This window comes from Pseudomonas sp. B414 (assembly GCF_055408445.1).
On record NZ_JBUZTQ010000014.1, the window covers coordinates 111,261 to 125,091 of the forward strand.

The window sequence follows — 13,831 nt, forward strand, 5'->3', positions numbered from 1 at the left end:
GCTGCGATTTAAAGAGCGGGAGTATACCCGATTCGGTCGCCCCTCCACCTCTTGGAGCCTGTATGGCACGTTGTTTCTGGTGTTCGGATGACCCTTTGTATGCGGCTTATCACGATCAAGAGTGGGGCGTACCGTTGCGCGATGCGCATGGGCTGTTCGAGTTGTTATTGCTCGAAGGGTTCCAGGCGGGGTTGTCCTGGATCACGGTTTTAAAGAAGCGCGAGCACTATCGCAAGGTCATGTTCGGCTTCGATGTGCAGCGTTTGGCGGTGATGACAGATGCTGAAATAGAGGTCTTGCTGCTGGATCCGGGGATCATTCGCAACCGTTTGAAAGTGGCTGGTGCACGGCGTAATGCCCAGGCCTGGCTGGCGCTGGACAACCCGGTCGAGTTTTTATGGTCGTTTGTGGGCGGTAAACCAAAGATCAACCATTTCACCGAACGCCACGAGTTTCCTGCGGTGACGCCCGAAGCCGAAGCCATGAGCAAGGGGCTGAAAAAAGCTGGTTTTACTTTTGTCGGTCCGACCATTTGCTACGCCTTTATGCAGGCCAGTGGCATGGTCATGGACCACGCCACCTATTGCGACCGTTACGCTGAATTGGCAAACGGCGGTTAGAATACTGGCCATTGGCAGTACCCCATGTGGGAGCGGGCTTGCTCGCGATGCAGGCAACACGGTCAGTCAGCAAGACCGCAGTGATGCAATCGCGAGCAAGCCCGCTCCCACAGAGCCCTTATTTTTGTGAGAAAACCCTGTGGAAAAGTTTAAAGGCGCCTTGCTGGTCGGGGCTTTGCGGTTGTTTGCCATGCTCCCGTGGGGCGCGGTGCAACGCGTGGGGTCGGCCATTGGCTGGCTGATGTGGAAATTGCCCAATCGCTCCCGCGATGTGGTGCGTATCAACCTGGCCAAATGCTTCCCTGAAATGGACCCGGTTGCCCGCGAGCAACTGGTGGGCCAAAGCCTCAAGGACATTGGCAAAAGCCTGACCGAGAGCGCCTGCGCCTGGATCTGGCCGGCCCAGCGCTCCATTGATCTGGTGCGTGAAGTCGAAGGTCTGGACGTGCTCAAGGAGGCTCTGGCCTCTGGCAAGGGCGTGGTGGGTATTACCAGCCACCTGGGCAACTGGGAAGTGCTTAACCACTTTTACTGCAGCCAGTGCAAACCGATCATTTTCTATCGCCCGCCCAAGCTCAAGGCTGTGGATGAGTTGCTGCAAAAGCAACGCGTGCAGTTGGGTAACCGCGTTGCGGCATCGACCAAAGAAGGCATCCTGAGTGTTATCAAGGAAGTGCGCAAAGGCGGTCAGGTAGGTATTCCGGCAGATCCGGAGCCGGCAGAGTCGGCCGGTATTTTCGTGCCGTTTCTGGGCACCATGGCCCTGACCAGCAAGTTTGTACCCAATATGCTGGCGGGCGGCAAAGCGGTCGGGGTGTTCCTGCACGCGCTGCGCCTGCCGGATGGCTCGGGCTTCAAGGTGATCCTGGAAGCTGCGCCTGAAGAGATGTACAGCACCGACACGGCAACCTCGTGCGCGGCCATGAGTAAGGTGGTCGAGAAATATGTGCGGGCTTACCCGAGCCAGTACATGTGGAGCATGAAACGCTTTAAAAAGCGTCCGCCGGGCGAGGCGCGCTGGTACTGAGTTAGCAGCTAAGGCACCCACCTTTGTGGGAGCGGGCTTGCTCGCGATTGCATCTCCTCGGTATTGCAGTTTCACCGAGTTTTTCTGCATCGCGTGCAAGCCCGCTCCCACAGGAGATTTGAGGTGTTAAGGCTGCTGCTTATCCAGCTTCTTCAAAAACACTGTCATTTCCTTCTCGGCCTGCTTGTCGCCGTGGGCCTGCGCCGCGGCAATGCCCTGCTCCCAGGCCACACGCGCCGCCGCACGATCGCCTGCCGCCAGCTGCGCCTTGCCCAGCAGCTTCCAGGCTGCGGAATACTTGGGGTCAAAGCCTACACAACATTGCAGATGCTCTGCCGCCTTGAGGTTATCCCCAAGGTCGAGATAACCCTTGCCCAGGCCAAAGCGCAGCAATGAGTTATCCACACCCTTGGCGAGCATTTTTTCCAGTGACTCCAGCATCCCTGACTCCTTAGAAAAAACTCAAACCCACGTGGAACAGCTTCTCTACGTCGCGAATATGCTTTTTATCCACAAGGAACAAAATCACGTGGTCGCCAGCGTTGATTACGGTCGAGTCGTGGGCAATCAGTACTTCTTCGTCGCGAATGATCGCGCCAATGGTGGTGCCCGGCGGCAGGTTGATTTCGCCGATGCTGCGGCCAATCACCTTGCTTGACTTCGAGTCACCGTGGGCAATCGCCTCGATGGCTTCGGCCGCACCCCGGCGCAGTGAGTGCACGCTGACAATATCGCCACGGCGCACGTGGGCCAGCAAGGTGCCGATGGTGGCCAACTGCGGGCTGATGGCGATATCGATTTCACCGCCCTGGATCAGGTCCACATAAGCCGGGTTGTTGATGATGGTCATCACCTTCTTCGCACCCAGGCGCTTGGCCAGCAGCGAGGACATGATATTGGCCTCGTCGTCGTTGGTCAGGGCCAGAAACACGTCGGCGTCGGCGATGTTTTCTTCGAGCATCAGGTCGCGGTCCGAAGCGCTGCCTTGCAGCACGACGGTGCTGTCCAGGGTGTCGGACAAATAGCGGCAACGTGCCGGATTCATCTCGATGATCTTGACCTGATACCGGCTTTCAATGGCTTCGGCCAGGCGCTCACCGATCTGCCCGCCACCGGCGATCACAATGCGTTTGTAGCTTTCGTCGAGACGGCGCATTTCGCTCATTACCGCACGAATATTGGCCTTGGCGGCGATGAAAAAGACCTCATCGTCGGCCTCGATAACTGTATCGCCACGAGGTGTGATCGGTCGATCACGTCGGAAAATCGCGGCCACTCGTGTATCTACATTCGGCATGTGCTCGCGTAGCTGGCGCAATTGCTGACCAATCAGCGGGCCACCGTAGTACGCCTTGACTGCAACCAACTGCGCTTTGCCTTCGGCAAAGTCGATCACCTGCAAGGCACCGGGGTGTTCGATCAGGCGCTTGATGTAGTTGGTGACCACCTGCTCGGGGCTGATCAATACGTCGACCGGGATCGCGTCGTTGTCGAACAGCTCTTCACCGCGTGTCAGATAAGCCGCTTCGCGTACCCGGGCGATTTTGGTCGGGGTGTGAAATAACGTGTAGGCCACCTGACACGCGACCATATTGGTCTCGTCGCTGTTGGTCACGGCCACCAGCATGTCGGCGTCATCCGCACCGGCCTGGCGCAGCACATTGGGCAGCGAGGCGCGGCCCTGCACGGTACGAATATCCAGGCGATCGCCGAGGTCGCGCAGGCGCTCGCCATCGGTGTCGACCACGGTGATGTCGTTGGCTTCGCTGGCCAAATGTTCTGCCAGCGTACCGCCGACCTGCCCTGCGCCGAGGATGATGATTTTCATGCCTGCAATCCTTAATCCGTTAGCCGCGAGCGGCAGCGATCTTGATCAGTTTGGCGTAGTAGAAGCCATCGTGCCCGCCCTCTTGCGCCAGCAACTGGCGCCCGTGGGGCTGCTTGATACCGAACTGCCCGGCGATATCCAGTTCCCTGGCACCCGGTGTACGGGCCAGGAAGGCTTCAATCACTTCGGTGTTCTCGGTCGGCAATGTCGAGCACGTGGCATAGAGCAAGATGCCACCCACTTCCAGGGTTGGCCACATTGCGTCCAGCAGTTCACCCTGCAAGGTGGCGAGTGCGGCAATGTCGTCCGGCTGGCGGGTCAGCTTGATGTCCGGGTGACGGCGTATAACACCGGTCGCCGAGCACGGCGCATCGAGGAGGATGCGCTGGAACGGCTTGCCGTCCCACCAGGTGGCGGTGTCGCGGCCATCGGCAGCGATCAGCTCGGCGCTCAGGCCCAGGCGTGCCAGGTTTTCGCGCACGCGCACCAGGCGCTTGGCTTCCAGATCGACCGCAACCACGCCAGCCAGCGCGGGTTCGACTTCCAGGATATGGCAGGTTTTGCCGCCAGGAGCGCAGCAGGCGTCGAGCACGCGCTGGCCCGGTGCCAGATCGAGCAGATCGGCGGCCAGTTGCGCGGCTTCGTCCTGCACGCTGATCCAGCCTTCGGCAAAGCCCGGCAGGTTGCGTACGTCGCACGCCTCGGCCAGTACGATACCGTCCTGGCTGAAGGTGCACGGTTGGGCCTCGATACCGGCTTCGACCAGCAATTGCAGGTACGCATCGCGGCTGTGATGACGGCGGTTGACCCGCAAAATCATTGGCGGGTGCGCATTGTTGGCCGCGCAAATGGCTTCCCACTGCTCTGGCCAGAAGGCTTTTAGAGATTTTTGCAGCCAGCGCGGGTGGGCGGTACGCACCACCGGGTCACGCTCAAGTTCGGCCAGCAAGGCTTCGCTCTCGCGCTGGGCGTTGCGCAATACGGCGTTGAGCAGGGCTTTGGCCCACGGTTTTTTCAGCTTGTCGGCGCAGCCTACGGTTTCGCCAATGGCGGCGTGGGCCGGAATGCGGGTGTAGAGCAGTTGATACAGCCCCACCAACAGTAGCGCTTCAACATCAGCGTCGGCGGCCTTGAACGGTTTTTGCAGCAGTTTGTTGGCCAATGCCGACAAACGCGGCTGCCAGCGGGCGGTGCCGAACGCCAGGTCCTGGGTCAGGCCGCGATCGCGAGCCTCAACCTTGTCCAGTTGCAGCGGCAAGGAGCTGTTAAGCGATGCCTTGCCGTTGAGTACGGCGGTCAGTGCCTTGGCGGCGGCCAGACGAGGGTTCATTGTGCGGCGCCCAATACGGTACCGACGGCAAACTTCTCACGGCGGCTGTTGAAAAAATCACTGAAGTTGAGCGCCTTGCCACCGGGCAATTGCAGACGGGTCAGGCACAACGCGCCTTCGCCGCAGCCGACGATCAGGCCGTCCTTGCTTGCAGCAAGAATTTGCCCGGGTGCACCCTGGGCATCCGCCTGGGTAGCGGCCAACACTTTCAGGGCTTCGCCATTAAGGGTGCTGTGGCAGATTGGCCACGGGTTGAAGGCGCGGATCAGGCGTTCCAGCTCAACGGCCGGGCGGTTCCAGTCGATGCGTGCTTCGTCCTTGTTCAGCTTGTGGGCGTAGGTGGCCAGGCTGTCGTCCTGCACTTCGCCTTGCAGCGTGCCAGCAGCAAGACCGGCAATGGCCTGGATCACGGCCGGTGGGCCCAGCTCGGCCAGGCGGTCGTGCAGGCTGCCGCCGGTGTCATTAGCGTTGATTGGAGTGACCGACTTGAGCAGCATGGGGCCGGTGTCCAGACCCGCCTCCATGCGCATTACGGTCACGCCGCTTTCAAGGTCACCGGCTTCGATGGCGCGCTGAATCGGCGCCGCCCCGCGCCAGCGTGGCAGCAACGAAGCATGGCTGTTGATGCAGCCCAGACGGGGAATATCCAGTACCACTTGCGGCAGGATCAGGCCGTAGGCCACTACCACCAGCAGGTCCGGCTTGAGTGCGGCCAGCTCGGCTTGAGCTTCAGGGGCGCGCAGGGTTGGTGGTTGCATCACCGGGATAGTGTGTTCCAGCGCCAGTTGCTTGACCGGGCTTGGCATCAGCTTTTGCCCGCGCCCTGCCGGACGATCCGGTTGGGTGTAAACCGCGACGATCTCGTAAGGGGTGCTTAACAGCGCCTTGAGGTGTTCGGCGGCGAATTCTGGGGTGCCAGCAAAGACGATGCGCAGTGGCTCAGTCATGGGTTACTCACTTGGAATGGGGGGAGGAGCGCTCTGCGAGCCTGTAGTCGCTGGCGAGGCACGAAGGCTGCGAGTCGGCTGCGCAGCAGCCGTAATCCAGGCACCGCCATCTGCCTGACGTATAGGGTCGTCTGATTTTGCGACGGCTGCGCCGCCGATTCGCAGCCTTCGTGCCTCGCCAGCGACTACAGCCGACAAAGGGATCAAGCGTTCTGGCGGTGCAGTTTTTCCAGCTTCTTCTTGATCCGGTCGCGCTTGAGCGTAGACAGGTAATCAACGAACAGCTTGCCGTTGAGGTGGTCGCACTCATGTTGAATGCACACGGCCAACAGGCCCTCTGCAATCATCTCGAACGGCTTGCCGTCACGGTCCAGCGCCTTGATCTTGACGCGCTGCGGGCGATCCACGTTCTCGTAGTAGCCCGGTACCGAAAGGCAGCCTTCCTGATACTGGCCCATCTCGTCGGTGAGGGTCTCGAACTCGGGGTTGATAAACACCATCGGTTCGCTGCGGTCTTCGCTCAGATCCATGACCACGATGCGCTTGTGCACGTTGACCTGAGTGGCGGCCAGGCCAATGCCCGGCGCCTCGTACATGGTTTCAAACATGTCATCGATCAACTGACGGACTTCGTCGTCCACAACCGCCACGGGTTTGGCGATGGTACGCAGACGCGAGTCTGGGAATTCGAGGATGTTCAAAATAGCCATAAGTTTGATTGGTGCACTGTGTGAAAGATTCAAAAACGGTTGTCAGGTGGGTCCTGTGGACTCGGGCAACCTGTGCAAAACGTCTCCTTCAGAGAGAGCCCGCTCGGGCTCAGGCGTTTCACGCGAGTGCACATAATAAAGGGATTCACCCGCGGATGAAACGACTAGCTGCCGGGCTGCACGCCTGCATGTCTCAATTTGAAACCAACCTGGCGCGCCTTGCGGCAACGTTCAACTAATGTTGGGTTTCCAACTGCCGTTTCAAGTTTTGCCGGGAAGCTCAGCCCGGTGCTTTTCATAGTTTGCTAAACAACTTGTCAACAGAGTTATCCACAGCTTGTTCCTTACAGCCAGATGGAATAATCGATCAAGGATGATCCTATGCAGCCGTCAGAAATATCCCCAGCAGAGCTGGAGGCTCGTTTGCGTTTACACCGGTTACCTGAAGTCGGGCCACGGCGTTATTACAGCCTGTTCAGCGCCTTTGGCTCGGCCAGTTCGGCGCTTAGCGCGCCTGCCAGTGCCTGGCGTGCCCTGGGGCTGCCCGAGGCCTGTGCCCAGGCGCGGCGCAGCCCTGAGGTTCGCGATGGTGCCAGCGCTGCATTGCGCTGGCTTGAGGGCTCCAGACACCATGTACTGCTGCACGACCGTGCCGATTACCCGGCGCTGCTGAGTGAGTTGAGTGATGCTCCGCCGCTGTTGTTTGTGGCCGGCGAGCCGTCGATTCTGGAAAAACCGCAGTTGGCGATGGTCGGTAGCCGACGCGCCTCAAGGCCGGGGCTGGACACCGCCACCGCCTTTTCCCGCAGCCTGGCCGGGGCCGGTTTTGTGATTACCAGCGGGTTGGCGCTGGGGATTGATGGCGCGGCGCACCAGGGCGCTCTGGACGTTGGCGGGCAGACAGTGGGGGTGCTGGGCACCGGCCTGGAAAAACTTTATCCACAGCGCAACCGTACACTGGCGGATGAAATGATTTGCAGCGGTAGCGCGGTGGTTTCGGAGTTCCCGCTGGACGCCGGGCCACAACCGGCCAACTTCCCGCGGCGCAACCGCATCATCAGTGGTTTGTCCCTCGGCGTGCTGGTGGTTGAGGCCAGCGTGTCCAGCGGCTCACTGATTACGGCCCGCCTTGCTGCAGAGCAGGGGCGCGAGGTCTACGCCATGCCCGGTTCCATCCACCACCCGGGTGCACGGGGTTGCCATCAGTTGATCCGTGATGGCGCTACGCTTGTTGAAACCGTCGAGCATATTCTTGAAGGTCTGCGGGGCTGGCGCTCGATGCCGTTATCCACAACAGAAATGTTTACACCAAGCTGTCATCCGATAGTGCAATTGTTGCAGGCAGCGCCTTACACCAGCGAAGCGCTGGTCCATGCCAGTGGCTGGGATTTACCACGGTTGCTCGCCACTCTGACCGAGCTTGAGCTGGCGGGGCACGTCGTGCTTGAGGGCGGGCGTTGGTTTGCTCGCGCCAGCTAAGTACACTGCGCGCAGCACATATCTGGAGACATTCAATGATCAGCACCTGGCGCGTCCAACAAGCTGCAAGAGCCATTCGCGCAGGCGCGGTGATTGCCTATCCGACTGAAGCGGTTTGGGGTTTGGGTTGCGACCCGTGGGACGAAGAGGCGGTTGAGCGGTTGCTGGCGATCAAATCGCGGCCTGTGGATAAAGGCCTGATTCTGGTGGCAGACAACATCCACCAGTTCGACTTTTTGTTTGAAGACTTCCCCCAGGAGTGGATCGACCGCATGGCCAGTACCTGGCCGGGGCCGAACACCTGGCTGGTGCCGCATCAGGGCTTGTTGCCCGAGTGGATCACCGGGGTACATGACACCGTAGCTCTGCGCGTCAGCGATCACCCGCTGGTGCGTGAGTTGTGCGCGCTGGTGGGGCCGATCGTATCGACTTCAGCCAACCCGGCCGGCTTGCCGGCTGCGCGTACACGGTTAAAAGTTGAGCAATATTTCCGTGGGCAAATCGATCATGTGTTGGGCGGTAATCTGGGCGGGCGGAAAAACCCGAGCCTGATTCGTGATTTGGCCAGCGGCAAGGTAGTGCGCCCGGCGTAATTAAAACACCAAACCCGGTGGGAGCGAGCCTGCTCGCGAAGGTAGTTAGCAATAGAGTATTTTTGCCGGATAAATGCGGCGCTCTTGCGACCTTCGCGAGCAGGCTCGCTCCCACGGGGAAATGATCAACCCCGGTTTTATCAAGGCAACAAAATCGTCGAGCCAGTCGTGCGGCGCGCCGACAGTTCTGTCTGCGCCTTGGCTGCATCAGCCAACGCAAACCGCTGGCTGATATCTACCTTGATGGCGCCGCTGCGAATCATTGCAAACAGCTCATCGGCCATCGCCTGCAGGTTTTCAGCGCTATTGGCATAGCTGGCCAATGTCGGTCGGGTTACGTACAGCGAACCCTTCTGCGACAAGATCCCCAGGTTCACGCCGGTCACTGCACCTGAAGCGTTACCAAAACTGACCATCAGCCCGCGTGGGGCCACGCAGTCCAGCGAGGTCAGCCAGGTGTCCTTGCCTACACCGTCATAGACCACCGGGCACTTCTTGCCGTCGGTCAATTCCAGCACCCGCCTGGCCACATCTTCATGGCTGTAATCGATGGTTTCCCAAGCGCCCAGGGCTTTGGCGTGTGCGGCTTTTTCGGCCGAGCTGACCGTGCCGATCAATTTCACTCCCAAGGCTTTCGCCCATTGGCAGGCAATCGAGCCGACCCCACCTGCAGCAGCGTGGAACAGGATGGTTTCACCACCTTTGAGTTCATAGGTCTGACGCAGCAGGTACTGGGTTGTAAGCCCCTTGAGCATTACGGCGGCGGCTTGCTCGAAGGAAATATCTTCGGGTAGCTTTACCACATTCGCCGCAGGCAGTACGTGCAGTTCGCTGTATGCGCCCAGCGGCCCGGTGCCGTAAGCCACGCGATCGCCGACTTTCACGTTACGCACTTCACTGCCCACCGCATCGACAACGCCTGCACCTTCATTGCCCAGCCCGGAAGGCAGCTCAGCCAGCGGGTACAAGCCACCACGGTAATAGGTATCGATGAAATTCAGACCGATGGCCTGATTGCGCACCCGCACCTGCAGCGGGCCCGGCTCGGCGGGCTGGAAGTCGACATACTCAAGCACTTCAGGGCCGCCGTGGGCCCGAAACTGGATACGCTTAGCCATCTGCACTGTCCTTGCTCAATAGACGAAGCCGCTATCCAACGCCTAAGCGTGATCTTCGTCAACTGCGGTGAAGCAAGGTGCGGTGTTATGCTAGCGGCCCTTTGCCGCCGGCCCCGCTCTGAACGAAGTGCCGCGTCGCTTTGCCCGATTTAAGGTGATGTCATGACTACTCGCACCGAGGCTGTAAAAGCCTACCTGCTCGACCTTCAAGACCGCATTTGCAACGCATTGCAAACTGAAGACGGCGGCACCCAATTCGTCGAAGACGCCTGGGAGCGCCCGGCGGGCGGTGGCGGTCGTACCCGTGTCATCGAAAACGGCCACGTGATTGAGAAAGGCGGCGTCAACTTTTCCCACGTATTTGGCAGCGGCCTGCCGCCCTCTGCCAGCGCCCATCGCCCTGAGCTGGCAGGCCGTGGCTTTGAAGCCCTGGGCGTGTCGCTAGTGATCCACCCGCACAACCCGCATGTGCCGACTTCCCACGCCAACGTGCGCTTTTTTATCGCAGAAAAAGAAGGCGAAGAGCCGGTATGGTGGTTTGGCGGCGGCTTTGACCTCACCCCTTACTACGGCGTTGAAGAAGACTGCGTGCACTGGCACCGCGTGGCCGAGCAGGCGTGTGCGCTGTTTGGCGCCGATGTCTACCCGCGCTACAAGGCCTGGTGCGACACCTACTTCCATATCAAGCATCGCAACGAGCCCCGGGGTATTGGCGGCCTGTTTTTCGATGACCTGAACGCGTGGGATTTCGACACCTGCTTTGCCTTTATTCGCGCCATTGGTGACGCCTATATCGACGCCTACCTGCCGATTGTTCAGCGCCGCAAAGCCGATAAATACACCGCCCAGCAGCGTGAATTCCAGGAATTCCGCCGTGGCCGTTATGTCGAATTCAACCTGGTGTACGACCGTGGCACCCTGTTTGGCCTGCAATCGGGTGGGCGTACCGAATCGATCCTGATGTCGTTGCCACCTCAGGTTCGCTGGGGCTACGACTGGAAAGCCGAAGCGGGCAGCCCTGAAGCGCGTCTGACCGAGTACTTCCTGCAAGACCGCGATTGGTTGGCCAACGCCTGATATTGCCCGAGGAGCTTGCCTGATGGACCGTTACGTCGTTTTTGGTAACCCGATTGCCCACAGCAAATCCCCGGTGCTGCATCGCCTGTTTGCCGAACAAACCGGCCAGGCCATGCAATACGACACCTTGCTTGCGCCGCTGGAAGATTTTTCCGGCTGCGCCACGGCGTTCTTTCAGGAGGGGCGCGGTGCCAACGTCACCGTACCGTTCAAGGAAGAGGCCTACCGGCTGGCCAACCAGCTGACTGCACGGGCGCAGCGTGCAGGCGCGGTCAACACGCTGAGCAAGCAGGCTGATGGCAGCTTGCTGGGCGATAACACCGACGGTGCCGGGTTGGTGCGCGACCTGACGGTCAATGCCGGCTTCAGCCTCAAGGGCAAACGCATTTTGATTCTGGGTGCAGGCGGCGCGGTGCGTGGTGCATTGGAGCCGATCCTGGCCGAAGGCCCGGCATCTGTGACCATCGCCAACCGCACCGTGGAAAAAGCTGAAGTGCTGGCCGAACTGTTCAGCGACCTCGGCCCGGTGGCGGCCAGTGGCTTTGACTGGTTGTATGAGCCGGTTGACGTGATCATCAACGCCACCTCCGCCAGCCTGTCGGGCGAAGTGCCACCGATTGCCAGCAGCCTGATCGAGCCGGGCAAAACCCTGTGCTACGACATGATGTACGGCAAGGAGCCTACCCCGTTCTGCAAGTGGGCCAGCGCACAGGGTGCGGGCCAGGTGATGGATGGTCTGGGCATGCTGGCTGAGCAGGCTGCGGAGGCGTTTTATCTGTGGCGCGGGGTGCGTCCGGACACGGCACCGGCGTTGGCTGAGTTGCGCCGGTTGCTGGCGCTGTAAAGCCATCCCTCACCCCAGCGCTCTGCCGGAGGGAGAGGGGGCCGACCGTGTTGTTTATCGTTAATCTGCGATTTGAAATACCGGGTCGAATATAGATTCAAAACAGCACTTTCAGATTGCCAAAAGTCCTCAATATCCCCCAACCCTCTCCCTCCGGGAGAGGGTTGGGGTGAGGGGCTTTTCAAAGAGGTACTTATGCAACGAATCAAGGGCTACCACGCCCATCTCTATTTCGATGCCACTACCCTCGACCAGGCCCGCGCCCTGGCCGAAGAAGCGACGCGGCTGTTCAACCTGCAAATGGGCCGTGTTCACCAACGCCCGGTTGGCCCGCACCCGGACTGGAGCTGCCAGCTGGCCTTTGGCCCCGAACTGATCGGCATCGTCCTGCCTTGGCTGGCGCTCAATCGGCGCGGGCTGGTGGTTTTTTTGCACCCCGATACCGGTAACGACCTGCTGGACCACACCGAACATGCGATCTGGATGGGGGCTGTGAGGCCGCTGGATTTGTCTGTGTTCTGACTCGGGGCGCCGTGTCTGCGCCTACCACTGAACTATCTCCTACATAAAAAGCATAGTTAAGGAAGTATCCGACATTAATAACGGCAGCTTCGCTGTGGCTATATTTTTAGGTGAGGGCTAACGTTCTAATAGGTTTTGTTTAGAACCTATTTATAGAAAGTTTTTCGCAAATACTTAGCTAGGAGGATTTATGTCCAAGCCGCCACCATTGAATATAGGACCTATTGTTATAACCCCTGATCCAGTTCCTCCCCCCAAACTACCCGTGCTACCTGTAGTGCCTGGTGGGTTTCAGGCACGCCCTTTACCATGGAATGGATCCGTACCAGATAATGCGGGCCTTGATACTTTTTTCAAAAAAAGAGGGGTGAGAGATTCATATTGGACAATGACAGTAATCGTTCTTGCTGCCACTGCGCAAAGAAATATCGAAATAGCCTACCTGGCTGAACTTACAAATATTAAATCTCAAGTCGATTATGAGTTATCAGTAGCTATCGGTGATGAAGATCTATCTGAGCTGGAAACGGCCGAAAAGGGAAAAACAATTATTAGCGAGTTGCTGGTAAGTAAAAATGACGATATTAAAACCTACTCGGAAAAAGCTAATTCTTTTTTTGGTAGAAATCCTTTGGCTAAAGATATAAAGTCAAATGCTGTTGATTTTGTGAATATTTTCCAGGATTGGGGAAGTGGGGCGCAGCCCATTGATGTTTATAATAATTTTATCAAGTCAGTCTCTGCTGCATACATGAGAAATCTCCTTTCGGATAAAATTAAAATTCTAAATGAAAAAGCTAATGCGCTAACAATTCGTATTGCAGCAGTAAAAGCAAAAGTAAATGAAGAGGCGCTTCGCTTGGCTGACGCCATTAACAGGGCTGAGCTCAAGGAGGTCCCTGTCTCACCCCCTGATGTATCTATCGATAAAAACATTGAGCATGTTCTACAGCTAAAAGATTATCTTTATGGTCATGGCGCGACCTTTTTACTCAGCTGGTTTTATTCAAAAGTTAAAAACAAAGGGGAGTGGGATTTCAAGCAGTTGGGGCGTCAGTATGCCGATTTCGGTAATTTTCACTATGGCGCAGTTGGCACGGCTATTGGTCTTTCTGAAGGAGTGCTATTAAGAGCAGCTGGAGCGGCACAGTCTATAGCCGGTACGTCGAAGGAAGAGTTTGACAAATGGTGGTCTGAGGCGCCCTATGGGGATGATCCTGTCGATCAAGTCTGGATTAAAGCTGGAATTGAGTATGCAAAATCAAAAAGCTCGTAAGTGGATATGTGGGGTATCGATAATCTTATGTATTGGGCAAGCATTATATATATATATGTCCTTTGAAGCCTTGCCAGAGCCCACTCGTGTCGTATCAATTAATAATGTAGGTGAAAAAGGTGCAGTGTATGAAGTACTGTACGATTCAGGGGGGTGCTACAGTACCGTTTGTATACAGATATTATCTCGTGGAGCGACAAGGCACTACTGAAGAGGTATTAGAAAAGTTAAAAAATAAAACACCATTTCTCGTCACAAAAAGCACAGCGGCTGTACGAAATGTCATGCGTGACAGGGTCAAGCTAGAAGTGGCGGATACAATTTATGATTACAGCAATACTGCATTTTATAAAGTTAATGGAGGGCGGCCGCGAAAACTGAGTGCAACACCTGACCTTTCCGGTACGGTGCTGCCCCTATGTCCTATTCCGAACTCAGCGTTGAAGAGCGCGCGATCATT

General features: G+C 57.9%; 14 protein-coding genes and 1 pseudogene. 9 read left to right on the forward strand and 6 right to left on the reverse strand.

Features of this window, described 5'->3' with window-relative positions; genetic code table 11:
- Positions 1–62: 62 nt before the first annotated feature.
- Both ACZRMH_RS14105 and ACZRMH_RS14110 read left to right on the forward strand, forming a co-directional pair.
- Complete coding sequence (locus tag ACZRMH_RS14105; RefSeq protein ID WP_464013892.1) at positions 63–620, forward strand: DNA-3-methyladenine glycosylase I; 558 nt, start codon at positions 63–65, stop codon at positions 618–620.
- A 139-nt stretch (positions 621–759) separates the two neighbouring features.
- Entirely contained in the window at positions 760–1,647 is an 888-nt protein-coding gene (locus tag ACZRMH_RS14110) for a lysophospholipid acyltransferase (protein WP_464013893.1), read from the forward strand.
- Between the two features lie 126 nt (positions 1,648–1,773).
- Here ACZRMH_RS14110 and ACZRMH_RS14115 read toward each other — a convergent pair whose 3' ends face one another.
- The 5 genes from ACZRMH_RS14115 to def all read right to left on the reverse strand — a co-directional run bounded on the left by ACZRMH_RS14115 (position 1,774) and on the right by def (position 6,462).
- Positions 1,774–2,088, reverse strand: a complete 315-nt coding sequence (locus ACZRMH_RS14115; RefSeq protein ID WP_464013894.1) for a hypothetical protein — start codon at positions 2,086–2,088, stop codon at positions 1,774–1,776.
- Positions 2,089–2,098: 10 nt separating this feature from the next.
- Positions 2,099–3,484: a Trk system potassium transporter TrkA gene (gene trkA, locus ACZRMH_RS14120; protein WP_464013905.1), complete on the reverse strand. Its 1,386-nt coding sequence runs from the start codon at positions 3,482–3,484 to the stop codon at positions 2,099–2,101.
- Positions 3,485–3,494: 10 nt separating this feature from the next.
- The gene (gene rsmB / locus ACZRMH_RS14125) at positions 3,495–4,805 is read right to left on the reverse strand and encodes a 16S rRNA (cytosine(967)-C(5))-methyltransferase RsmB (RefSeq protein WP_464013895.1); all 1,311 of its coding nucleotides are present in this window, start codon (positions 4,803–4,805) and stop codon (positions 3,495–3,497) included.
- Positions 4,802–5,752, reverse strand: coding sequence for a methionyl-tRNA formyltransferase (fmt, locus tag ACZRMH_RS14130; RefSeq protein WP_464013896.1), 951 nt, complete (start codon positions 5,750–5,752; stop codon positions 4,802–4,804). Before fmt ends, rsmB begins: the two co-directional genes overlap by 4 nt.
- A 203-nt stretch (positions 5,753–5,955) precedes the next feature.
- Positions 5,956–6,462 carry a peptide deformylase gene (gene def, locus ACZRMH_RS14135; RefSeq protein ID WP_463978985.1) on the reverse strand — a complete coding sequence of 169 codons (507 nt, stop codon included), beginning with the start codon at positions 6,460–6,462 and terminating at the stop codon, positions 5,956–5,958.
- A gap of 381 nt (positions 6,463–6,843) precedes the next feature.
- Between def and dprA the strand changes: the two genes are divergently transcribed.
- Together dprA and tsaC are read left to right on the forward strand one after the other, a co-directional pair.
- Positions 6,844–7,941: a DNA-processing protein DprA gene (gene dprA / locus ACZRMH_RS14140; protein ID WP_464013897.1), complete on the forward strand. Its 1,098-nt coding sequence runs from the start codon at positions 6,844–6,846 to the stop codon at positions 7,939–7,941.
- A gap of 35 nt (positions 7,942–7,976) precedes the next feature.
- Entirely contained in the window at positions 7,977–8,534 is a 558-nt protein-coding gene (tsaC, locus tag ACZRMH_RS14145; RefSeq protein WP_464013898.1) for an L-threonylcarbamoyladenylate synthase type 1 TsaC, read from the forward strand.
- Between the two features lie 140 nt (positions 8,535–8,674).
- On the opposite strand, the gene ACZRMH_RS14150 is transcribed toward tsaC, so the two are convergent.
- Entirely contained in the window at positions 8,675–9,652 is a 978-nt protein-coding gene (locus ACZRMH_RS14150; RefSeq protein WP_464013899.1) for an NADPH:quinone reductase, read from the reverse strand.
- Between the two features lie 162 nt (positions 9,653–9,814).
- Between ACZRMH_RS14150 and hemF the strand changes: the two genes are divergently transcribed.
- The 5 genes and pseudogenes from hemF to ACZRMH_RS14175 all read left to right on the forward strand — a co-directional run.
- A complete protein-coding gene (hemF, locus tag ACZRMH_RS14155) occupies positions 9,815–10,729 on the forward strand; it encodes an oxygen-dependent coproporphyrinogen oxidase (RefSeq protein ID WP_464013900.1) in 915 nt (304 codons plus the stop codon).
- A 22-nt stretch (positions 10,730–10,751) separates the two neighbouring features.
- Positions 10,752–11,573, forward strand: a complete 822-nt coding sequence (aroE, locus tag ACZRMH_RS14160) for a shikimate dehydrogenase (RefSeq protein WP_464013901.1) — start codon at positions 10,752–10,754, stop codon at positions 11,571–11,573.
- 195 nt (positions 11,574–11,768) lie between these two features.
- Positions 11,769–12,095, forward strand: coding sequence for a DOPA 4,5-dioxygenase family protein (locus tag ACZRMH_RS14165; protein ID WP_464013902.1), 327 nt, complete (start codon positions 11,769–11,771; stop codon positions 12,093–12,095).
- A gap of 190 nt (positions 12,096–12,285) precedes the next feature.
- Positions 12,286–13,371: a polymorphic toxin type 44 domain-containing protein gene (locus ACZRMH_RS14170; RefSeq protein WP_464013903.1), complete on the forward strand. Its 1,086-nt coding sequence runs from the start codon at positions 12,286–12,288 to the stop codon at positions 13,369–13,371.
- A gap of 128 nt (positions 13,372–13,499) precedes the next feature.
- Positions 13,500–13,831: pseudogene (locus ACZRMH_RS14175) on the forward strand (hypothetical protein); the annotation flags it as partial.